This is a genomic window from Asanoa hainanensis, from assembly GCF_900188485.1.
GTDB classification, from domain to species: Bacteria; Actinomycetota; Actinomycetes; order Mycobacteriales; family Micromonosporaceae; genus Asanoa; species Asanoa hainanensis.
Genome location: NZ_FZPH01000007.1, coordinates 63,621 through 85,926 on the forward strand (window position 1 = coordinate 63,621; position 22,306 = coordinate 85,926).

Annotated in this window: 18 protein-coding genes; 8 read left to right on the forward strand and 10 right to left on the reverse strand. The window is 67.4% G+C overall.

The window, feature by feature from the left end; translation table 11 throughout:
* Positions 1–27 precede the first annotated feature (27 nt).
* Both CHC05_RS18700 and CHC05_RS18705 read right to left on the reverse strand, forming a co-directional pair.
* Positions 28–939, reverse strand: a complete 912-nt coding sequence (locus CHC05_RS18700) for a DUF6999 family protein (protein WP_179266255.1) — start codon at positions 937–939, stop codon at positions 28–30.
* Complete coding sequence (locus CHC05_RS18705) at positions 932–2,785, reverse strand: iron-containing redox enzyme family protein (protein WP_089250551.1); 1,854 nt, start codon at positions 2,783–2,785, stop codon at positions 932–934. Before CHC05_RS18705 ends, CHC05_RS18700 begins: the two co-directional genes overlap by 8 nt.
* Before the next feature lie 129 nt (positions 2,786–2,914).
* Here CHC05_RS18705 and CHC05_RS18710 point away from each other — a divergent pair, with 129 nt between their 5' ends.
* Positions 2,915–4,837 (forward strand): alpha-glucuronidase, encoded by a 1,923-nt coding sequence (locus CHC05_RS18710; RefSeq protein WP_218824588.1) that lies wholly within the window; start codon positions 2,915–2,917, stop codon positions 4,835–4,837.
* Here the strand turns inward: CHC05_RS18710 and CHC05_RS18715 are convergent.
* From CHC05_RS18715 to CHC05_RS18735, 5 genes are all read right to left on the reverse strand, one after another.
* The gene (locus CHC05_RS18715) at positions 4,828–6,831 is read right to left on the reverse strand and encodes a beta-galactosidase (RefSeq protein WP_089250553.1); all 2,004 of its coding nucleotides are present in this window, start codon (positions 6,829–6,831) and stop codon (positions 4,828–4,830) included. The genes CHC05_RS18710 and CHC05_RS18715 overlap by 10 nt on opposite strands.
* The gene (locus CHC05_RS18720; RefSeq protein WP_089250555.1) at positions 6,828–7,517 is read right to left on the reverse strand and encodes a DUF624 domain-containing protein; all 690 of its coding nucleotides are present in this window, start codon (positions 7,515–7,517) and stop codon (positions 6,828–6,830) included. The genes CHC05_RS18715 and CHC05_RS18720 overlap by 4 nt, the downstream gene beginning before the upstream one ends.
* A 69-nt stretch (positions 7,518–7,586) precedes the next feature.
* Positions 7,587–9,233, reverse strand: coding sequence for an ABC transporter substrate-binding protein (locus CHC05_RS18725; RefSeq protein ID WP_089250557.1), 1,647 nt, complete (start codon positions 9,231–9,233; stop codon positions 7,587–7,589).
* A gap of 54 nt (positions 9,234–9,287) precedes the next feature.
* Positions 9,288–10,169: a carbohydrate ABC transporter permease gene (locus tag CHC05_RS18730; protein ID WP_245871030.1), complete on the reverse strand. Its 882-nt coding sequence runs from the start codon at positions 10,167–10,169 to the stop codon at positions 9,288–9,290.
* Positions 10,166–11,155 carry an ABC transporter permease gene (locus CHC05_RS18735; RefSeq protein WP_089250561.1) on the reverse strand — a complete coding sequence of 330 codons (990 nt, stop codon included), beginning with the start codon at positions 11,153–11,155 and terminating at the stop codon, positions 10,166–10,168. The genes CHC05_RS18730 and CHC05_RS18735 overlap by 4 nt, the downstream gene beginning before the upstream one ends.
* A gap of 256 nt (positions 11,156–11,411) precedes the next feature.
* Between CHC05_RS18735 and CHC05_RS18740 the strand changes: the two genes are divergently transcribed.
* Both CHC05_RS18740 and CHC05_RS18745 read left to right on the forward strand, forming a co-directional pair.
* Positions 11,412–12,449, forward strand: coding sequence for a LacI family DNA-binding transcriptional regulator (locus tag CHC05_RS18740; RefSeq protein WP_089250563.1), 1,038 nt, complete (start codon positions 11,412–11,414; stop codon positions 12,447–12,449).
* A complete protein-coding gene (locus CHC05_RS18745; RefSeq protein ID WP_089251039.1) occupies positions 12,449–13,399 on the forward strand; it encodes an acetylxylan esterase in 951 nt (316 codons plus the stop codon). The genes CHC05_RS18740 and CHC05_RS18745 overlap by 1 nt, the downstream gene beginning before the upstream one ends.
* An 8-nt stretch (positions 13,400–13,407) precedes the next feature.
* Here CHC05_RS18745 and CHC05_RS18750 read toward each other — a convergent pair whose 3' ends face one another.
* Complete coding sequence (locus CHC05_RS18750) at positions 13,408–14,868, reverse strand: CoA transferase (RefSeq protein WP_179266256.1); 1,461 nt, start codon at positions 14,866–14,868, stop codon at positions 13,408–13,410.
* 424 nt (positions 14,869–15,292) lie between these two features.
* On the opposite strand from CHC05_RS18750, the gene CHC05_RS18755 reads away from it, so the two are divergent.
* The 4 genes from CHC05_RS18755 to CHC05_RS18765 all read left to right on the forward strand — a co-directional run bounded on the left by CHC05_RS18755 (position 15,293) and on the right by CHC05_RS18765 (position 19,492).
* Entirely contained in the window at positions 15,293–16,084 is a 792-nt protein-coding gene (locus CHC05_RS18755; protein WP_089250567.1) for a helix-turn-helix domain-containing protein, read from the forward strand.
* A 72-nt stretch (positions 16,085–16,156) separates the two neighbouring features.
* Positions 16,157–16,498 carry a hypothetical protein gene (locus CHC05_RS40800; RefSeq protein WP_144022660.1) on the forward strand — a complete coding sequence of 114 codons (342 nt, stop codon included), beginning with the start codon at positions 16,157–16,159 and terminating at the stop codon, positions 16,496–16,498.
* 31 nt (positions 16,499–16,529) lie between these two features.
* Positions 16,530–16,805 carry a hypothetical protein gene (locus tag CHC05_RS18760; protein WP_179266257.1) on the forward strand — a complete coding sequence of 92 codons (276 nt, stop codon included), beginning with the start codon at positions 16,530–16,532 and terminating at the stop codon, positions 16,803–16,805.
* Between the two features lie 167 nt (positions 16,806–16,972).
* Positions 16,973–19,492: a hypothetical protein gene (locus tag CHC05_RS18765; protein WP_144022662.1), complete on the forward strand. Its 2,520-nt coding sequence runs from the start codon at positions 16,973–16,975 to the stop codon at positions 19,490–19,492.
* Positions 19,493–19,505: 13 nt separating this feature from the next.
* Here the strand turns inward: CHC05_RS18765 and CHC05_RS18770 are convergent, their stop codons facing one another.
* Complete coding sequence (locus CHC05_RS18770; protein WP_089250573.1) at positions 19,506–20,213, reverse strand: hypothetical protein; 708 nt, start codon at positions 20,211–20,213, stop codon at positions 19,506–19,508.
* On the reverse strand, positions 20,210–21,709 hold the full coding sequence (locus tag CHC05_RS18775; RefSeq protein WP_144022663.1) for a helix-turn-helix domain-containing protein: 1,500 nt from the start codon (positions 21,707–21,709) through the stop codon (positions 20,210–20,212). Before CHC05_RS18775 ends, CHC05_RS18770 begins: the two co-directional genes overlap by 4 nt.
* A 224-nt stretch (positions 21,710–21,933) precedes the next feature.
* On the opposite strand from CHC05_RS18775, the gene CHC05_RS18780 reads away from it, so the two are divergent.
* Positions 21,934–22,305, forward strand: coding sequence for a hypothetical protein (locus CHC05_RS18780; protein WP_144022664.1), 372 nt, complete (start codon positions 21,934–21,936; stop codon positions 22,303–22,305).
* The last annotated feature ends 1 nt before the right edge of the window (position 22,306 follow it).

Genomic DNA, 22,306 nt, shown 5'->3' on the forward strand with positions numbered 1-22,306 from the left:
CAAGCGTGACCGCAGCAGCTGCACCCATCAGGTTTGCCTGTACTCCGGCTCCACGCGCGGCGACATCCCGGTCGAGCTGTTCACCGAATAGATCGACGCTTGTGCGCCCACCACCGCCCGCAGTCGTTTGGCCGCTCTCATGCGGAGCAGGGTTTCGTGGGCGAACTCGCAGGCTAGTGCGTGCTCGTACACCGCCCGCGGTACGTCGGACGTTGTGTCCAACCGGACCACCGAACCCGCGGGCCGCCAGCGGTGGAACACCGGATCCCCGGTCAGCGCGGCCAGGACCGCGAGCAGCGACGTGTCCAGGCGCATCGAGTGGACCGCACGGCGGTACTCCGGCCAGGTCAGGCACATCGCGAACGGGATGTTCATCAGGCACAGCGCGGTTTGGATGTCCAGCCGCAGCAGCCTCCGCCGGTGCGGCTCGGGGTCGATCGCTGGGACCTCGAGCATGTCGAAGTCCAGCGTCGCCACGGGATCCAGGCGCTGGCCGCGCAGCGCGGTCAACACCTCGTACACGTTGATGTCATGGATGATCACCGCTCGGTCGCCGAGGCCCGCCAGCGTCGTCGGGCGCAGGGTGACCAGGTCGTGGCCGCGCGGGAAGGTGTTGCGGAGCACGAAGTTCAACAGGTTCGTCTCCACCACGAAGTGCCGGACCAGCAGCGTCACCGCGCCCGGGTCGACGAACCGGCGTAGGAACCACACGCACAGCGCGTCCATCAGGCCGTGCGCCGACAGCCGGACCGGCACCAGCCATCGGATGAGCCCGACGCCGGCGACCGCGATTCGCGAGGCCACCCGTACCCATGGATAGAGCCACCGACGTGACCACCGTTGCTGATCCGCGACGACCAGCCGCAGCGTCGCCGGGTCGAGCGGCACCGTCGGGTCGGCGAGGACGGTGTCCCACACCATCCGCTCGGGGTCAGTCATGGTCGATCTCCGCGAGCTGGAAGGCGTAGAGCCGGGCCACGACACGGGCGGTCCGCACGATCGCGGCACGTGCTGTCGGGTCGGCCGCGGCCAGCCGCAGCGCTTCGTGCAGCATCGCTATGTGCTCGTCGTCGGCTGCGCCGTGGTAGGTCAGGAACCTCGTCTGGTCCTCGCGTAGCCCCAGATCGTCGCGCAGCCGTTGCGCCCAGCCGGTCGCCTTGCGGGAGCCGAGGCCTTCGATGACGAACATCGCGCCCAGCAGGTCGACCGGGTCGGGGAGGCTGGCCTGCTGGAACATGTACGCCGAGAGCGCCTCGGACCCGACGTTCTTCGGCGCCGACCGGATCCGCTCCAGCTCTCCGCCGCAGGCGACGAAGTCCTGCTCCAGCAGCAGAAAGTCCCGGTGCTCCTCGGCCGCGTGCCGGATGGCGGCTGAGCGCAGCTCGAACCAGGGCGCGGAGAAGTTCGACGCGGCGCGAGAGATCCACCGGCCGCCCTCGATCACCTGCTGGCGTAGGTGGACCAACAGCTTGCGGTAATCCTCGAGGGTGGCGTTGCCCGACTCGATTCTGGCCACGATGGGTACGTCGTGCAGTGCGCGTTCGAAGTCCGCCCATACCTGGGCCAACTCGCCGAGCAGCGCGGTCTCGGCGGAAGCGACGGGTGACCGCGGCGAGGCCGCCGCTGGTCTCGGAAGCGTCGAGTCGGTTGTCTCCGGTGCGACGCAGGTCAGCTGCGCGAACGCGAACGAGAAGCGGCCGGACTCCGGCACGATGAGCAGGACCCGCTCGCCAGGCTTGAACCGACCGGACTCCCAGCACTCCGCGAGAGCGACGTAAATGCTGGCCGCACCGGTGTTGCCGGCACTGGCCAGGTTGCTGAACCAGCGTGACTCGTCGATCATCATCCCGGCACCGCGGAGCAGATCGAAGATCCGGCCACGGAAGTGTTCGGCGCTGAAGTGGCACAGCACATGGTCGATGCCGGCCGGGTCCAGCTGGCCGCTCTCGACCAGCGCCGCGAACTCGGTCAGTCCGGCTGGGAACAACCGCGGCAGCAGGCGTACGTCCTGGCGCAGCCGAAGCATCCCGGCCGCGTCGGCCGTCGCGGCGGTCGGCTGGTCCCACCACGTGTTGCCCGTGCTGGGGCCGTCGCCGGCCGCCCCGGCCACCATGCACACCGGATGCTCGTGCGCATGGGAGACAAGCCGTACCCAGTCCACGCGCAACGACGGACGGTCGGGGCGGGGCCGCGGCTCGACGAGCACCGCGCCGGCGCCGTCGGAGAGCGTCCAGCGCAGGAACTCCGCGTCGAACGCCGGCCGGTCGGCGTATCGGCTCTGCCGCAGCGCCCGGCTGACCAGCTCGCTGCCGGCCGCGACCGCCGCGTCGTGTTCGCCCAGCCGGACCGCACGGACCGCCGCGTTCAGGGCCGCCATTCCGGAGGCACAGACCCCGCCGGCGGACAGCAGCTCCATCGACCCACCACCGACCCGCCCGTGCACCATCGACGCGAAACCGGGAACCAGGAGGTCGCCTTGGCTGGTTCCGGTCGCCAGCAAGCCGATGTCGGAGACGGTCAGCCCGCGGTCCTTTATGGTCCGACCGACCGCCTCGGCGGCGAGCTCCTCGTTGAGCATCGTCGGCTGGCCGGCCGAGTCGAGAGCGAAATGCCGGGTGCGGATGCCGTTGGCGGCAAGGATCCGGGCACGCATGGCCGCGGCAGAGCCGGTGGTTGCCGCGGCGCCGAGCCGTACGGCGATCTCGTTGTTGTCCAGCGGGTTGCCTGGCAGGTATGCGGCACAGGCCGTGACGTATGCCGTTCGCGTGACAGAAGGGGTTGGCATGCGGCCATTACGCCACGCTGCCGCGGTACGCCTCATGCGCCGCGGCACTCACCGGCCCTGGTATCGAATACTCACGCGTCGGCGTAGCTCACCGCTAATTTAGTGGACATCTGATCTGGGAGGCGCACCGTGATCGTCGACGATGTACATCCGGCCTGGCTGCCGGAGGCGGCGTTCCGGGCGATCGGTCTCCGGCGGGTGCGGGTGGACGGAGACGGCCCCCTCGTCGAGACCGTGCGTGCCGAGCTGGTCGGCGCCGGGGCCACCCTCGCGGAGCCCGCGGACCTGGTGCTGGCGCTGACCGGCTCGCTCGGAGAAGAGGGCTTCGCCATCACCCGCCGCGAGGGTGTCACGGTGGTGCGGGCGGGTGGCCAGGCTGGTCTGTTGTACGGGTTCTTCGAGGTCGTACGGATGGGTGAAGCGGCGTTCACCGGCGAGTGGGCGCAGCGGCGGTACGCGCCGGCGATGCGGCGGAGGATGCTCGACCACTGGGACAACGTCGACGTCCACCCCGTGATGGGGCAGGTGGAGCGCGGCTACGCCGGAGGTTCGCTCTTCTGGCACAACGGCGTCCCGCGCGACCTGGCCCGGGTCCGGTCGTACGCGCGGCTGCTGGCCTCCGTCGGGATCAACGCGGTCGCGATCAACAACGTCAACGTGCACCGGACCGAGGCGCACCTGCTCACCGACCGGCTCGGTGAGGTGGCCGCGGTCGCGGCCGCCATGCGGCCGTACGGCATCCGCGTCCACCTCTCGGTCAGCTTCGCGGCGCCGGTCACGCTCGGTGGGCTGGCCACGGCGGATCCGCTCGACGGGAAGGTGCGCGACTGGTGGGCAGGGACGACCTGCGAGGTGTACGAGACGATCCCCGACTTCGGCGGCTACGTGGTCAAGGCGGACTCCGAAGGGCAACCTGGCCCGTTCGGGTACGGGCGCAGCCACGTCGACGGTGCGAACATGCTCGCCGGTGCGTTGGCCCCGTTCGGCGGTGTGGTGCATTGGCGGGCCTTCGTCTACAACCACCGCCAGGACTGGCGGGACCGCTCGACGGATCGGGCGCGCGCGGCGTACGAGACCTTCGCACCGCTCGACGGCCAGTTCCGGGACAACGTGGTCCTCCAGGTGAAGCACGGCCCGATGGACTTCCAGGCGCGCGAGCCGGTCTCGCCGGTCATCGCCGCGATGCCGGCCACCAGCGTGGCGGTCGAGCTCCAGGTGACCCAGGAATACACCGGCCAGCAGCGGCACGCCTGCTATCTCGGTCCGATGTGGAGCGAAGTCCTGCGGTTCCCGCTGGCCGGTGAGGCGGACGTCGCCACCCTGGCCGACGAGCTCGTCGGCGTCTCCAACGTCGGCGCGGATCCATTCTGGACGGGCCATCCACTGGCCCAGTCGAACCTCTACGCGTTCGGCCGCCTCGCCTGGGATCCGGCGGCGGACCCCCTGCGCATCCTGGACGAGTGGATCGACCTCACCTTCGGCCCGGCCGTGGACCGGGCGGCGCTGCATGAGATCCTCGACGACTCGTGGCAGGTGTACGAGTCGTACACGGCTCCGCTCGGCGTGGGGTGGATGGTGTCTCCGGGTCACCACTACGGCCCGGACGTGGACGGGTACGAGTACTCGCCGTGGGGCACCTACCACTTCGCCGACCGGGACGGCATCGGTGTCGACCGCACCCGCGCCACGGGCACCGGCTTCGCCGGACAGTACCCGCAGCCGTGGTCGCAGGTGTTCGAGTCGCTCGATCGCTGCCCGGACGAGCTGCTCCTCTTCTTCCACCACGTGCCGTACGGCCACGTCCTGCGCAGCGGCTCCACCGTGATCCAGCACATCTACGACACGCACATCGCGGGCGCCGAGCGGGCGGTGGCGATGCGCGCGGCGTGGGAGCGGCTCGCCGGGCAGGTCGCGCCGGACCTCGACGAACGGGTCCGCGAACGCCTCGACGAGCAGGTCCGTTCGGCGGCGCAGTGGCGTGACCAGATCAACACGTACTTCCTCCGCAAGTCCGGAGTGCCGGACACCGAGGGCCGGCACATCTACGGCTGACGGAGCACCATCACGCCACGCGCGTCCAGCCGAGTTGGCTGCCCGATGTGCACGTGGGTGCCGGTGAGCAGGTCGACTCCGCCGGCCCGCGCGATCACCTCGACCGGGTCGGAGCGGTGGTTGAGCACGAAGAGCAGCCGGGTTCCGTCCCGGGTGACCCGTAGGGCGGTCTCCAGGTCGGGCACGTCCGGGTACGGGCCGCCGAGGTTGTGTCGGTCGAGCACCTGCCGGACCACCCAGCCGACGCCGACCTCGTCCAGCCCGGCGGCCACGTACCAGCCGTACCCCTGGCCGAAGGCGTTGCGCGTCACGGCCGGCGTGCCCGTGTAGAAGTCCGCCTCGTAGGTGCCGAGCACGTCGGCGCCCTGCGGGATCACCAGCTCGAAGAGCAGCCGCGCGTCGACGACGGGTCCGTTGTCGAGCCGCACCGGGTTGACGAACTCGGGGCCGCGCGCGTCCCACTCGTCGACGCGGATGCCCATCAGCGGGCCGAGCGGGCCGGGCACGTCCGTGAGGAAGGCGTTGTCGTCCTCGTCCACCCGTCCGGAGAGGAAGGTCGTCACCACCGACCCGCCCCGGCCGGCGACCTCCTCGAGCCGCTCCGCCAGGTCGCCCTTGACCATGTGCAGCGCCGGGGCGAAAACGACGTCGTAGCGGGAGAGGTCCGCGTCGACCGGCACCACGTCGATGTCGGCGCCGGCGTCCCACAGCGCCCGGTGGTAAGCGAGCACGACCTGCTGGTAGCGGACCAGCCGGGACGGCCCGTCGGAAATCTCCAGCGCCCACCAGCTGTCCCAGTCGAACAGAACCGCGACCTTCGCCGGGGTACGCGCTCCGAGCGTGACTCCGCCGAGCTTTTCGAGCTCCGCGCCGAGTTCGGCGACCTCGCGGAAGACCCGGGTGTCTGAGCGTCCGGCGTGGCCGACCACCGCTCCGTGGTATTTCTCGCAGGCACCTCGGGAGGCGCGCAGCTGGAAGAAGAGCACCGCGTCCGCCCCGTGCGCCACCGCCTGCCAGCTCCACAGGCGCATCAGGCCCGGGCGCTTGAGCGGGTTGACGTCGCGGGACGCGGTGTAGCTCGGTGTCTGCTCCATCAGCCAGAACGGCTGGCCGTCCTTGAGTCCGCGCATCAGGTCGTGGGTGAACGCCATCCGCGCCTGCGACGTGTCGTCCGGCGGATAGTTGTCCCACGAGGCGAAGTCGAGGTGCGCCGCCCAGCGGTGGTAGTCGATCGGCCGGTACATTCCCATGAAGTTGGTGGTGACCGGAGTGGTCGGGTCGGCCTCCCGAATCGCCGCCTTCTCGTCCCGGAAGTTGGCGAGCATGGCATCCGACATGAAACGCAGGTAGTCGAGCGTGATGCCCTGGAAAGCGGTGTGGTCCGGGCCGCGCCAGTGCTCGGTGAGCGCCGACGGCGGCTCTATCTCGTCCCAGCCGGTGAACGTGTGTGACCAGAACGTGGTGTTCCACGCCGCGTTCAGGCGCTCCAGAGTGGAATACCGCGCGCCGAGCCAGTCGCGGAAGGCGGCGGCGCAGAGGTCGCAGTAGCAGGCACCGCCGTACTCGTTGCCCACGTGCCACGCGATGATCGCGGGGTTTCCCGCATACCGCCGTGCGACCTGGCGTGCCATCTCGGTGGAGAGCTGGCGGAAGACCGGTGAGCTGGGGCAGGCGTTGTGGCGCTGCCCGTACCGGTGGCGTCGTCCCTCGAAGTCGGTGCGGTTGACCTCTGGATGTGCCTTCGCCAGCCAGGGCGGCAGCGCGCCGGTGCCGGTGGCCAGGCAGATGCGCCGCCCTTCCGCGGCTACCCGCTCGACGATCCGGTCGAGGGTGGTGAAGTCGTACTCGTCCGCGCTCGGCTGGGTCCGTGCCCAGGTGAAGACGCCGACGGTGACCGTGTCGATCCGGGCGGCGTCGAAAAGCCGGTGGTCCTGCTTCCAGACCTCCTCCGGCCATTGCTCGGGGTTGTAGTCCCCACCGTACGGAATTCTCATGCGGTGAACTCCGCCGTGATCGTCGTGATCATCGGACGGGCGGTGAGCAGGAGCACCAGCGCGAAGACCGAGGCGAGCAGGAGGGTGATGACCTCGGAGGTGACGGCGGTGAGGAGGATCGCCAGCCCCGTCAGGCAGGCGGTGCCGATCGTGACGCCGGGTGTGCGGGCCAGGAACAGCAGCGCGAGCCGGGCGACGTCGACCGTGCGGAAAGCGAACAGCGACGTGATCACAAGAGCGTTGGCCAGCCAGAGCGTGACCCCGACGCCGACGGCGACGAGCAGCGCCGCCCACCAGGCGGGCACGTTCGCCGCGCGGAAGTTGGTGAGGTTGAGCCCGATGACGGCGAGCCACACCAGGCCCGGAAGCCAGACCTTGAGGCTGCCGGCGAAGTTGAGCCGGTAGCCGCGCCAGAACGCCGCCGCGGGACGCAGGTCGGTGATGTCGTCACGGCGGTGGCGCAGCGCGTACAGGGCGGCGGAGACGGCAGGACCCAGCGGCAGGGCGCACGCGGCGGCGAGCGGGACGTTGCTGCCGTCGGCGCGCAGCAGCAGGAGCGGTACGAGGCCGGGCAACGCGGTGAGCAGAAGCAGCAGCTCGACGGCGAGCAGCGTGTAGACCAGCGACGCGACCTGGGAGAGGGGTCCGGTGCCGAACCTGCGGCTCTGGCTGGCGAGCTCGGTCATTCAGGGTCCTTTCCTGCGCGGGGGTAGCCCGGCCGCGCCCGGTTTGACGGGCGCGGCCGGACGCTCATCTCAGCCGTGCTCCTTCTTGTACCGGTCGTAGGCCTTCTGCTGCAGTTCCATGTACTGGTCCATGTTCTTGGACCTCAACTCGCCCAGGTACGCGTCCCAGTCGGTGAGGGGGCGCTGGCCGAGGATGAAACGGAGCGTCTGCTGGTCGACGTAATCCCGCAGCGTGGTCTCCCAGAGGGTCGCCTGCTCGCGCTCCTCGTCGGTGAACGGTGCCGGCGGCGGGACGACCCACGGGGCTCGGGGCCGAGCGTTCAGGACCTTCTGGTACTCCTGTTCCTCGGGCGAGAAGAAGGCCTGCACCAGCTCGGGGTTGCCGCCGTAGGCGAAGACGCCGTTGTAGAAGCCGAAGTCCTTCTGCAGGTGCTTGGTCGCCTTGGGGTGCAGGCCGGCGACGTTGATGTCGTCGACGATCTGCGCCTTGCCCGAGGCGTCCTTGGTGAAGGTCGTGCCCTCGACACCGAGCTTCGCGAACTCCTGACCGGTGTCCGAGTAGAACAGCCAGTCGATGAACTGCATCATCGCCACGAAGTTCTTGTTGTCCTTGGCCTTCGTCGAGATCATCACGCCGTTCTCCAGGCGGCTGGAGGGGTTCACCTCACCAGCCGGCCCGATCGGCAGCGGGATCTTCTTCATCTGGGCCTTCGGATTCTTCGCCAGGTCCGGCCGGTAGTCGTTCACGAGGGCCTGGGCGTTACCGGTGATCACGAAGGACTTGTCCGTGGCGATCTTCGAACGCGCCTGGTCGTCGGTCTGGGTGAAGCTTTCGGGGTCTAGCAGCTTCTCCGAGACGAGCTTGTTGAGGAAGGTGACCCATTCCTTCCAGTTGTCGCTTGCCGCGGTGTAGACGTACTTGCCGGCGCTGGCATCCCAGATGGCGTGGTTGAATCCCCAGCCGCCGGGAGCACCGTAGGAGGAGCCGAGGATGTTCCAGAGGTTGCCGGTCGGCTTCGGCTGGCTGTAGCGGTCGGTCATGGGGTAGAGGTTCGGGTACTTCGCCTTCATCGCCTTGAGCATCGCGTAGACGTCGTCCCAGGTCTTCGGCTCCGACAGGCCCAGCTCCTGGAGGACGTCGGTGCGGACGACCAGCGAGTAGTCCTGCCACGCCTTCTCGTGCAGGCCAGGCAGCAGGTAGTACTTGCCGTCCGACTGCCGGATCGCGTCGATCTCGGGCCCGAGGCTCCACTTCTCCATCTTGTCCTTGAAGTTGGGCATGAGATCGATGTAGTCGCTGACCGGCAGGATGGCGCCGGAGGAGACGAACGCGTTCTCGTCCGGGTGGTACGTCTTCGGAATGATCAGCGGAGCGTCGCCGGCACTGATCAACACGCTGCGTTTCTGGTTGTAGTCGCTCCCGGGCACCTCGACCTGCTCGAGGGTGACGTTCGTGCGCTTCTTCAGCTCGTCCCAGAAAAGCCAGTCCTTCTTCGCTGGGTAGTTCGCGTTGTTGAGGAGAAGTGTCGAGAAGGAGACCGGCTCGGTGGCCTTGAACTGGTCGCCGACCTTGTAGCTTTCCATGGCGCCGGCCCGGTTGGCGGAAATCTCCTCGGTGGGGTCGCTGTCGTCACCACTGCAGGCGACCAGACCCAGCATGACAGCGAGCGCGCTGGTAGCGGCGACCACCGCGCGGCGGCGGGATCGTAGGAACATAACACCGTCCTTTCTGGATGATGGGGGTTTCCGTTGCGCCACGGGGGTTCGGGGCTATCCCTTCACCGCGCCGAGCGTGATGCCGGAGACGAAGTACCGTTGGATGAAGGGATAGATGGTCAGGATGGGCAGAGTGGTGAGCACGATGGTCACGGACTTGATGGTGGCGTCGACCTGTGCCTCGTCCGACTCCGCGATGGCGCCCGACATCTCGGCACCGGTCGACCCGGCGATGAGGTTGCGCAGGTAGACCGTCACCGGGAAGAGCTCCTGCCGGTCCATGTAGAGGAACGCGGAGAACCACGAGTTCCAGAAAGAGACGGCATAGAAGAGCACCATCGTGGCGACGATCGCCTTCGACAGTGGCAGCACGATGCGCAGCAGGACGCCGTACGTGTTGAGACCGTCGACCGCGGCGGCCTCCTCCAGCTCGGCGGGGAGGCTCTCGAAGAACGCCTTCATGACCAGGAGGTTGAAGACGCTGATGGCGTTCGGCAGGGCGATGGCCCACACCGAGTTCTTCAGGCCCAGGTTGGTCACCAGGATGTAGTTGGGAATCAGGCCGCCGTTGAAGAACATCGTGAAGACCGCGACGGCGACGAGGAACGTGCGGCCCTTGAGGTGCTTCTTCGACAGCACGTAGGCGTAGGTCGTCGTGAGGACCAGAGCGACGCCGGTCGCGACGATGGTGTAGAACACGGTGTTCCCGTAGTTCCGCCAGAACATCGGGTCGGAGGTCACGTGTCCGTACGCCTGGAGGTTGAAGCCCTTCGGGAGCAGGTTCACCTGGCCCGAGATGATGTACGCCTGGTCGCTCATCGACCGCGCCACGATGTTGACGAACGGATAGAGCGTGACCAGCACGACGCCGGTCAGGATGATCGCATTGACCACCACGAAAGCGCGGTAACCCCGGGTGGGCCGGATGCCGGTCACCACAGGCTCGTCCCGACCGTGCGACGGGAGATCAGGTTCGCGGAGAGCACGAGGGTCAGCCCGATGATGGACTCGAAGAGCCCGATCGCCGCCGCGTAGCTGAGGTTGCCGGAGACGATGCCGACGCGGTACACGTAGGTCGAGATGACGTCGGCGGTCTCGTAGGTCAGCGGGTTGTAGATCAGCAGGATCTTCTCGAAGCCGACCGCCATGAACGTGCCGATGTTGAGGATCAGCAGCGTCACCATCGTGGGGCGGATGCCGGGAAGCGTCACGTGCCACGTCTGTCGCCACCGGCTCGCGCCGTCGATCCGTGCCGCCTCGTACAGATCCTGGTCGATGGTCGTCAGCGCGGCGAGGTAGAGGATGGTGCCCCAGCCGACGGTCTGCCACGCCTCGGACGAGACGTAGATGGCGCGGAACCACTCGGGTCGCTGGAGGAACGCGGAGGGTTCACCGCCGACCGCGCTGACCAGCTGGTTGATGACGCCGTCGATGGACAGCATCTGCATGATCATGCCCGCGACGATCACGATCGAGAGAAAGTGCGGCAGGTACGACACCGACTGGACGAACCGCTTGAGTGAGCGGGTGCGGACCTCGTTGAGCAGCAGCGCCAGCACGATCGGCAGCGGGAAGCAGACCAGCAGCGTCAGCCCGCCGAGGATCAGCGTGTTGTTGAAGACGCTCCAGAACGTCGGGTCGCCCAGGAACATCTTCACGTAGCGCAGGCCGACCCAGTATTCGCCGAAGATGCCTCCGCCCGGGCGGAACCGTCGGAACGCGATGACGTTTCCGATCATCGGCAGGTACCGGAAGATCACGAAGAACAGCAGCGGGAGGATCGCGAGCGAGTAGAGCTGCCAGTCCTTGCGGATCGCCCGCCGCCAGCTCCGGCGTCCTTTCCGGACCGTGCGGCCGGCCGGCGGCAGCGGCGGGTCGGCGAAGGTCGTCGGTGGTGGATCCAGAATCCGCGGGGCACTCATGAGCCACCTTCCTTCTCGCGCCGTCCTGCCGAGGAAGTGAGCGCTCGAAAGTTTCGTAACAACCCCGATACATCTGGCGGCAACTTAGGCTTCGGCGCCGATCGATGTCAAGAGTATCGATTTCAATGCTCAAGTTGACTATTGTCGGGCGGGACATGCTTGGACCTCGGTGTCCGCGGTCTTGGCGACGCTGTCCAGGGACGGGCCGGCTATGGCAGAGGCTGCCGAAACTTCCGAGAGGTGCTGGTGAGTTTCGATGGCCGTTCCCCGTCGGGTCACCGAGCCCGGTTCCGCCACGATCGCGATGATCGCCGATGAGGTCGGCGTCTCGGTCACGACCGTGTCCAAGGTTCTCAACGGGCGTGTGGACGTCGCACCCGAGACGCGTGCGCGGGTCGAGGAGAGCCTGGAACGCCACCGCTACCGGCGCAGAGCCAGCCGGCAGCCGACCACCCCGCGGCAGATCGACCTGGTCTTCCACGAGCTCGACGCGGCCTGGGCCATCGAGATCATCAAGGGTGTCGAGGCGGTCGCGACCAGCGCCAAGGTCGACATCGTCCTGTCCCAACTCGACGGTGCGCACAGCCCCTCGCCGCAATGGCTGGACAGTCTGCTGTCCCGACGGCCGCTCGGGCTGCTGCTCGTGCTCTGCCACCTCGCGCAGACCCAGCAGCGGCAGCTTCAGCGGCGGCGGATCCCGTTCGTGGTGATCGACACCGACAGCGCGACCTCCGCGTCGGTGCCGACCGTCGGCTCCAACAACTGGAACGGTGGGCTCCTCGCCGCCCGACACCTGCTGGAGCTCGGCCACCGCCGGATCGCTGTGATCTCCGGCCCGCAGGACGTGCTCTGCAGCCGGGCCCGGGTCGCCGGGTTCCGCTCGGCGCACGACGAGGTCGGGGTGGCCGTCGATCCGGAGCTCGTGCGCTACGGCAACTTCGCCGCGTACAGCGGCAACGACCACGGCTTGGAGCTGCTCCGGCGTCCTGACCGTCCGACGGCCGTCTTCGCCGGTTCGGACATCCAGGCCATGGGGGTGCTGCGGGCCGCACGCCAGCTCGGGCTGGACGTACCCCGTGACCTCTCCGTCGTCGGGTACGACAACCTGCCGGTGGCGACGTGGATCGGGCCGGCGCTGACCACCGTCAACCAGCCGCTGCGAGAGATGGCCGGAACCGCTACGCGGATGCTGCTCGAGCTGGCCCGTGGCGAGGAGCCGGCCACCAGCCGGATCGACCTGGTGACGGAGCTGGTCGTCCGGGAGAGCACGGCCGCGGCTCCGGGAGCGCGATGATGGCGCTCTTCGACCTGCCCCTGGACCAGCTGGAGCGTTACGCGCCGGACGTGCGCGAGCCACCCGACTTCGACGCCTTCTGGCGCTCCACCGTGGAGGCTGCCGCGGCCTGGCCCGTCCTGGTCGACCTTCGGCCATTCGAGCACGAGTTGTCGCTCGTGGACTCCTGGGACCTGACGTTCGCGGGCTACGGCGGTGACCCGGTTCGCGCCTGGTACACCCGACCGGCCGGGGTGGCTGATCCGATCCCCGCGGTCGTGGAGTTCCTTGGCTACGGGCGCGGCCGAGGGCTGCCGCACGAGCGGCTGCTCTGGCCCGTGGCCGGGTACGCCCACGTGCTGATGGACTCCCGGGGGCAGGGAGGCCAGTACGGCACTGGAGGCGACACCCCCGACCCGCACGGCGACGCGCTCGGCGGTCCTGGTCCGGTGACGCGAGGGCTGCTCGATCCGCGCGACTACTACTACCGCCGGCTGATAACCGACGGGGTGCGGGCGGTGGAGGCCGTTCGCTCCCTGCCCGGCGTCGACGCCAGCCGCGTGGCGGTCACCGGCAACAGCCAGGGCGGAGGGCTCGCGCTCGCGGTCGCCGGTCTGGCGCCCGACCTTGCCGCCCTGCTCACGACCGCACCGCTCATGTGCCACATCCAGCGTGCGATCGACATCACGGACGCCGGGCCGTACGGGGAGATCGTCAGGTTCCTCGCCGTGCATCGCGAGGCCGAAGAGGCCGCCCGGCACACTCTGTCCTACGTGGATGGAGTGGCCTTCGCCCGCCGGGCCACGGCGCCGGCACATTTCGGGGTCGGGTTGCGGGACACCATCTGCCCGCCCAGCACGATCTACGCCGCCTACAACCATTACGGAGGCGACGACCGTACGCTCTGGGCGTATCCGTTCAACCACCACGAAGGTGGAGAGGCCGTGCACGTTCGTCGGCAGCTCAGGTAGCTCCGCGATCACCTGAAGGAACCGACCGCCTCGGCCAGGTGGTCCGACGGCCATGCTGGCGGGTCGGCGCCGTAGGGCACCAGGCGGTCGGCAGCGGGCAGGGTCAGGTTGGTGAACGTGACCGCCGGAGCGAGGAAGGTCACGGCACCATAGGTGGTGTCGACGGAGAGCGTCTCCGCCGGGTAGGTGTCGGTTTCTGGGACCTCGTCCTGGGTCGCGACATCGAGCAGGCCGAGCTCCTGGACCCACATCACACTGCGGGTCAACGACAGCTTCACCTGGTACGAGCCGCCCTCCGTTGCCCGCAGTAGCAGGGCCGCCATCATTCCGGCGGCGGCGCAGTACCCGGTGATCAGATCCGCCACGTAGAAGACGGGCGAGAACTTCGGCGGGCCGCCCTGGCCTTCCTCCAGCGCGAACCCCGAGGTCACCTGCCCGTTCTGGTCGAACCCGGGACGGCGCGCCCACGGGCCGTCGTGGCCGTAGGCGTTGGCGGACATGTAGACCATCCCGCGTTCGCTGGCGGCGGCCAGTGCTTGCGGCTCCAGGCCGAACCGCTCGATCACCGCGGGGCGGTACGTGCAGGCGAACACGTCGGCCGTCGCGGCGAGCCCGCGCATCGCCGCCAGGTCGTCGTCGGAACGCAGGTCGAGGTACGCGTCGTACTTGCCGGCGTCGACGCCGAGGTGCTGCGCGAGCGAGTCGGCGAACCACGGCGAGCTGATGTGGAGCACGTCGGCGCCGTACTCCGCGAGCGTCCGGGCACTGCGGGGGCCCGCCAACACGTGGGTGAAGTCGAGCACCCGTACGCCATCCAGGGGTGAGGTCGGGTTTTCCGCGAAGGGGACCGGGTCGCCGTCGGCGAGCTTGACGATCTCGATCTGTGGCACCGCCGCGAGTGCCTGCCCCTGCGGGTGGGCGAGCCACTCCGCGCGGGTCCGGGCCCGGCAGGCGGGAAGTCCAGCGTCCGAGAGCGCCTGCACCAGATCGTCCGCGGCCCAGGTGGCGACCTCGCGGGCGAAGGACGTCTTGTTGTTGCCGCAGTCGAAGAAGTTGAGATAGCCGTTGAGCAGCTCCTGGTACGGCGGCCCGGCCTCGAGCATCACATGGTGGCCGTCGCGGGTCGGGAAGACGCCGTTGACCTGCACGAACTCGGCTCCGACATTGCTGGGGTAGCCGGCCTGCTCGACGAAGTGGGTCGGGTGCAGATGATGCAGCCCGTGGACGACGTCCATCGAGATGTCGGTGGGCTCGCCGCCGCGGTGCTCCCAGATCGCCGCGCCCGCGGCGGCGATCAACAGGTGGGCGGTGCAGGACGCCTCGGCGAGTCGGTGCGGCGAGCGGATGACCGGATCCGACCCGAAAATGGTCGCCTCACCACTGAACCGCCCGGCCAGTCCGACCTGCGCCATGAGGTCTGCCAGCGGCCCCAACTCACCGCGCCGAAGACGGCGCGCGTCCATTCCCATGACCTCCACCATTCTTCACCAATTGCGGCCGATCTGGAGCGCGGATCCGTGGTCCACGCCCCACGCCTGCGCACCATCGGCCTCTTGCGCGACATGGCGCTCGCTACACCGGCTGCGCACGTCCATTCTCCGCAGGCGTCCGAAAAGCCGTCATAAAGCGATCTCCAAGACGATGAGCGGCAACGCCGACCTGGCGGAACCGTCGCGCGCGAGCTGTCCCGTGGACCCGTGGCACATCGATCATTCGCGGAGGACACGTGGGCTGGGGGGAAGGTCATGCACGTAGTTCGGTTCAGTACCGCTGATGTGCCAGAAGACGTTCGGCTTGCCACGTGGCACGAGATGACCGCGACCGCTCTGATCGGCTCAACGGTCGCGGAGGACGATTTCTCGGCTGCGGTCGAGTTGCTCGATCTCGGGGGGTGTGCGGCTGTCGAAGATCAGCTATCCGCCGTTGCGGGCCGAGCGGTCAGCCAGGCGCATTCGCCGGTCGGATCCCGGCTGGTTCTACCTGACGGTCCCTTCGGGGGAACCGTTGGCGGTCGACCACGCCGGCGGGCAGCACGCTGCCGGGCCGGGTCAGTTCGCGATGGTCGATACGTCGTTGCCTGTTGTGGTGGCGGACCGCGAGCCCGTTCAGCAGTTGATCATCCAGGTCTTGCGTACCGAGTTGCCGTTGCGTCATGCCCAGCTGCGTCCGGGGCTGGCTCGGGGGTTTCCCGTTGGTGGTGGGTGGGGGGCTTTGCTGGTCGGTACGGCGGCGCAGATCATGGAGTCGGCGGATCAGTACTCGCCGGACGACGCCAAGGGCCTGGCGCAGGTTCTCGTTGATCTGGTGGTCTCGGTTCTGGCGCAGTTCGATGCCGCGTCAGACGCACAGCATCGCTTGCTCCACCTCAAAGCCCTGGACTTCATCGAGAACCACTTGACCGACCCGGGCTTGACGCCGGAGGGCGTCGCGGCGGCGCAGTCGGTCTCGCTGCGGTACCTGCAGATGCTGTTCCGTGAACAGGGTTGGACGATCGCCGGTCTGATCAGGCAACGCCGGCTCGAGCGTTGCCGGCGCGAGCTGTGTGAGGACACCTTCCGGCGCCGTTCGGTCGCGGCAATCGGCGCTCGCTGGGGGTTCGGAGACGCTGCGGCGTTCAGTCGCGCATTCAAGCGGGCGTTCGGCACCCCGCCGGGTGAGTACCGGCAGCGGCACGCCACACGGTGAAGTGTGCGGTGCGCTCGGAGTCAACCTCTGTGCGCTCCTGGCCAATGACGCCATGCGGGTGCCGCCCGGAGGATGAAGCTCGATCTTATCCGCGCTCGCGCAGGGAGAAACAATGCAAAAAGTGGTACGGGGACTCCGCCGAATCGGCGTCGGGCTTGCGATGCGACCTACCACTTCATCGACATCCTGATCGACGCGCATTTCGGCTGCGAGGTCGAGTATCGACTGGTCGACGTCCGCAACCAGAACGTCGTCGACTACTACCGCGCGGCAACGACCGCGCTCGGTCGGTCTACGGCCTTTACAGCTGGTACCGCCTGGACGTCACCGCGTACGGCGGTTGCGGCGGATACTTCAAGATCGACGACGACATCGCGTTGCCGTAACGACGAGCGAGGGGTGGATGATGCGTAGAAAAGCACTCGCGGTCGCGGCTGCGATCGGCGTGCTGGCAACCACACTCATGGCGACGCCGGCGCTGGCTGTCAACAACGCGTACTGCCAGATCGGCAGCTGGTCCTGTGTCTCGGCATCGATTCCGGTAAACGCCAACCATGAACTCGGGTACCAAGTGCGCGCTGTCCGCGGGATCCTGTGCTACTACGTGGTCCGGGATGTCGGCAACGGTGTTGCGGTCGCATCGGGCTCGACCACGACCATCGTGGGCTGGAACACGATCCCGGGCCTCTACCTCGAACTGGCGGGCCGCGCCGAGTCATGAACCCGGAGTGGCCCGCCAGCCCGGTTCTAGAGAGCGAAGCCGATTCCTTGGTTGTCGCCGGTGACGAGGGCGGTCCGTCGAAGCTCTTGACTCTGTCGGGTTGGCCCAACCTGGTTGATACTGGTGCTCCACGAATACCGCCGGCATTCCCTGAACGGGGTATATAGGTGATCGACAGAGGCCTGGTGATCGGGGACGTGCGCCAGGCGGCTCGCTGGTGGGCGGCGAACGGAAGCTGCGCGATGCCAGACCGCGATGCTCTGGAAGCGGCAGTCGATGCGTCCCTGTCAATGCTCGAGGGTGAGGCGGCGCCGGCCGACGAGCAACGGGCACGGTTTTGTGTCGTCACCAAGGGTCCGCATCTGCGGAACGAACAGGCGCTGGCATGCCTGATGGCACGGCTCACCGCCTTCGGTGTCCATGTTCGTCTGCTGCGCCGGATTGTTGGCACGGGTGACGCGATCGTGCAGGCTCTGTATCCGCTTGCCGTTCGCTACTTCGACCACCGACCCACGACACCCGCGCAATGGGATCTTCTCGCCCACCGGTTTGACACCGCCGAGTTCAAAAAGATCTTCGGTCGCCGTTATGATCCCGATCTCGTCATTCCCGCCTCGACCGCTATCCGCGAGAATCGGCTGACTGCTGGAGATCTGACCGCGATATGGGAGACTGGGCGAGATCCCATCCACCGCGCCACCTTGGTCGCGCGGTACGGCGCAACCGTGGCGCCGTTCGTTCTCCAAGGCGCCGACTCCTACGGGTGGTTTCGTGGCCCCCTTCCACTAGGAATCAGTCGTATCGCGTCCTCTATGACAGCATTCGCGCTGCGCCATGAACGACTCTACGGCGGGGAGCCGGTCATCCTCATGAACGGCCACGTTCCGGCGCTGGCCCATCTGTTCGCGCCTGCGGCGTGGGTTCTTGACCTTGGGATCGCGCGACACGGCGCACAGATCGACGCGGTCAGGTCGGCCATCGCCGGTGCCGACGGCCGGCCGGAGCGGTGCCTGGCCGGCTCGATTCGCCGTGACGCCATCGACGGTCGGCTACCGCTGGCATCGCCTGATCCGGTGACGTCCCGCAACAACCTTCTCCACTGCAGCGACGGGTTGCTCATCGGCGCCATCGAGACGCGGGCCTTGGTTCCAGAACAGGCTGACCGCGGCGACCTGCTGACCGAGGAACTCGACCGAGCGGGGCTGACCCGCGCTGAGATCGAGCGCATCGTCCTCCAGGACCCACGAGTCCGGCCACGTCACCCGGACGGTCACCTCAGCGACGTGACCCGGGGCGTCGATCTCGACCGTTGTGTCGCCGAGATCTTGACAGCGGTTCCTCCGATCTTCGGCGTCGAAAACGGTTACGCCGACGGCCTCGAGTTCGATGTGTTCGACAGAGCCATCAGCGCGGCCTTGACCGCGACAACAACGGTCGTCGGCGCCGCGAGGCCAGAACCCGCGCCGGTCACCGTGCCAGTCAGGCACACCGGACGCGACGCGGAGCTGGGGCGCAGGGCCATCGCGGACGGCACCGTCGCGGCACTGGTGCCGGCGGGCGGTACGGGCGGCCGATTCGGCGGCTACGGCGTTCCGGAAGCGGATCCGGCCCGCCAGAAAGCACTGCGACGCGCTTTCCTGGTGTCAGAGCGGCAGTGTTCCAGTCTGGACATTCGGCTGGCGAACCTGCGGTACTGGGCTGACGGAGAACGAGATCGCCTGCCCGTGGCGGTGATGGCCTCGCCGACGAGTGAGACCGCTCTTCGTCAGTGGCGGGACAGGTTGGACGAGCCGTTCCGAAAATCGCTGCGCATCTTCACGCAACACGGCGTCTACCGCATCGACCGGTCCCTGGCCGCTGACGTCCCGCGTCGTCGATGGGTCGACGCGGTGCTCAGGGATTCGGCCGGCCGCCCCTGTCTGAAACCGGGCGGCACCCTGAACCTGTGGTCTTGCTTCATTCTCGCGGGCCTGCTCGACGCATGGGAGCAACGCGGGATCGACTTTCTCGCGTCAGCCAACGGCGATGACGCGGCCTACCGGTTGAACCCGGCCGCCATCGGCTACTTGGCCCGCCATCCAGGTGTGGACTGCGTCCTGGTCGGCATTCCGTGGGGGTATACGGCCACGATCCGGCGTCGGGGCAGGGAGTTACCCATCCGCGGCGACCTGTCAGGGTGGACGATGGACGAGGCCGGACTCCCGGTCGACGAACCCGTACCCGATGCCGCACGACGCTTCGACGCCGGTGGTGCCATCTGCCACGAGATCGGACACTCGGGAGAGCCGTGCCTGCGGATAGGGCAGCCGCCACACCCGCCCCAGACCTTGTTCAACACAAGCCAGCTGTATGTGCGACTGTCCGCCGTGCGTCGTGCCATCGAGCGAACGGGCACGACTGACCCGCTGGGCGCCGTCCGCCGGCTCGTGGCCGGCCAGTCGTTCGCCATCGAGAACAAGACCGTTGTCGTGGATGGCGAGACGGTCGACGCCCGGCAGATCCACCAACCGCTCCACGGAATTCTGTCGTGGTTCGACCGGTGTGACGTACTTACCACGACCCGCCGGATCGGGCCGACGAGTTGGGGAAGTTATGCGCCGCTGAAGGAACCGACCGACCAGCACTTTGTCCAGTTGCTGCTGAACCAGCTGCAGGCCCACGGTGACTCCCTTGTCTTCGCAGACTAAGAAAGATCATTAGTTAGGTCTGGCGCAGGCGCTTCAGGGCGAGCACGCTGGTTTGCAGGCAGAGCCCGTACGCGCAGAAGAAGAAGCGTTCGAAGCCCAAGCCAAGACGGCCGGTGTCGCGCGTCTCGGACATCTCGATGAAGTTGTTCGCGTCGGCCCACACCAGCGGACGGTAGGACGCCGTCTCCTGGGGCAGGTGCTCGTCGCCCTTCTCCAGCCAGACGACCGCGTTGAACATCGTCAGTTTCTCGACGCGCGGCTGGCCGTCGCTGGTTTCGCCGATCACGCTGATGCCCTGCGAGGCGGCCAGCGACTGGATCCGGAACCTTATTTCGCCTCGTTCCTGGCGGTCGGCCAAGCCAAGTTTGCGGCTGAACAGCGTGGCCACCTCGTCGTGCAGGTCAGAGCGCCGGGAAACCGCGGTGTGTCGACGGAGGCGGAGCGCCCAAATCCACCGATGCGCGATGGCTGGGTGTATTCGGCGCGTCGGAACACTGGCCACGTTCTGGTGGTAACGGTTGGACTCGGGATCGCGCACACCGACAACGATCTCGGGTGTGGTCGCGGCGCTGCGCAGTATGGTGAGCGCCAGGACCGGCTTGTAGATGCCCAGCGGCCGGAACGCCCCCGGCAGCAGACGGCCACCACCCCATGTGTCCGCCCGCGGCCGGGACCGAGACCTGGACCTGGACCTGGACCACAGATGGTCGAGCACCATCATCGCTTCGCCACCTCTAATCTCTGCATCAATTCAGTCAGGAAGCCGCTTTCCAGGGCCGTCACAAGAAAGGTGTTGAGGCGGCCCTGCGCGGCGAACTCGGCGATGTCCTCGATGCCAACCGCCTCGCTGTCGGCCGCGTTGGACAGCACGTCCAGTTCCGGCTCAGGACCGGAAGTTTCGAGCGTGAGGACGAACAGGGAGGGTACGACAGCGGCGCGGTTCGTTCCGTCCGAACCGGGCTTGCGGATCAGCCGAAGCTCCGGCGGCAGCGGTACGCGTTTCAGCCTCGTGTTCGTCACGTCGAGTCCGAACATCTTGAGCTCACGCGCGGCGGCAAGCTGTGAGGCGAGTTCGGGAATGACGCCGTCGTTGGCGGTCAGGTAATCGTTGATGTCCAGGGTGGCGGCCAACGCGCTGCGGGTAGAACGCATCCTGTCCGGCTCATTGCCGCGCTCAAGTGCTCGGGCCGTCCGGATGTCCGTGTCGTCGACATTGTTGCTGAAGAGCGACAGCAGCCCGTGGTCGTGCCGCGAACTCGGTCGCTTGTACATGATCACGCGGTTGCCGACGCCGTAGTGTTTCCGCGGGCAGAGCGCGATGGCCATGACGAGAGACACCGCGATGCCCTCGTCACCGGCCACGTCATCTTCTTCGTCCGTGCCGACCGCGAAGTAGCGGGTGAACTTGGCATCGGTCGAACCGCTGTCGAAGCGGCACAACGCCTCGTTGGTCCGCAGCGGCTCAATGTCCTCCAGCAGGTAGTCGATGTGGGCCTTCATCTGCTCGTTGGTCACGTTCGAATCGGTGATCATGGCTGGCACCCATGCTCCGTGGATGCCGCCCTTGGTTTGCACCGCCGGCCACAAGATCGATTGAGTTCCGGTATGTGTACTTGCCACGACGGCGCAACCGGTCACGCGATCCGATTCGTACACCTGGAGGTTGCCGGCCGGACCGGCTTCGCCGCCCTGTAGATCGACGAGGTGCTTGATTTGATACTCGTAGTAGCCCCACAGCGGATTGCCGCCGTACAGCTGCTGCTCCCGATCGGCGCTCGGAAAGACGATCTTAATCTCGCGGGCGTCGAGCCGCATGGCGTCGCGACCGGCGTCGTAGATCATGCTGAAGACGTCGAGATCGTCGGCGACTACGATGCTCACCGACGTCAACGTCGGCGTTTCTCGCAGCAGGCTGCTCACCACAGTGTCGCGCAGGCTTTCCGTGTTACCGGCCGCCTTGTGTAGTCGGCGGACCAGCCCGGCCAGCTCAGTCAGGTTCAGAATCCGATCGAGCTCATCGGCCTCGTCGACGGTGACGTCGAGTTCACCCTTCTCGAGCCGGATGATCCGGTAGCGGTTTTGGCCCAGCGCGGACCCGAGCTGAGCCTGGCTAAGGCCACGGTCACGTCGGGCCTTCCGAATGAGATCACGAATTTGCGCGCGGAGCTCGTGCGCGCGGTCGGCAGGGACGACAGGCCCTACTCCAGTATCGGGCATCCCGGGCTCCTCAAAGGAGGGGTGTGCACATGTGCGGATCATCCCGCACACCGGCCATCGTAGACTATCCGCGCGCGTCGGCGCACTGCAACGGCCCGCACACATAGACCGTGAAACGAATCTCATGAGTAGTGTTCACGTCTTTTCACGCATGTTGTGCGCAGCCGCGAAAAAGTTGACTCAATGTGCGGACCGGCGCACACTCAGTTCTAAACGAGGCACTCGTGCCGCACACTTACTCGCAAACCCGTAAATCATCCGGAGGCAAAGCAAGCACCAGGACCGAGGCGGTGATCATGATGACGCAAGAGCTGATCACCTACCTTCCTTATGCCTTGCCTGTGATCGCCAGCCTCCTCGGGCTTGGCCTGCCTCGACTCCTACGGGAGGTACGCGGCCTCATCTTCGCCCGCACCGTTAGTCGTCTGGGTCGAGCCGCGACCGAGAACCCGAACTGGAGCGAGGAGCGGTTCGAGCTTGTGCTCCGGCTGATCCGCGATGTGGACCGCAACTCTTCCTCGCCGCACTCCGCCTCGGACGATCGGTCTGGCGAGTCGAGCCCACCGAGCCGCGGCAACCGGCGAAGCGATAAGTAGG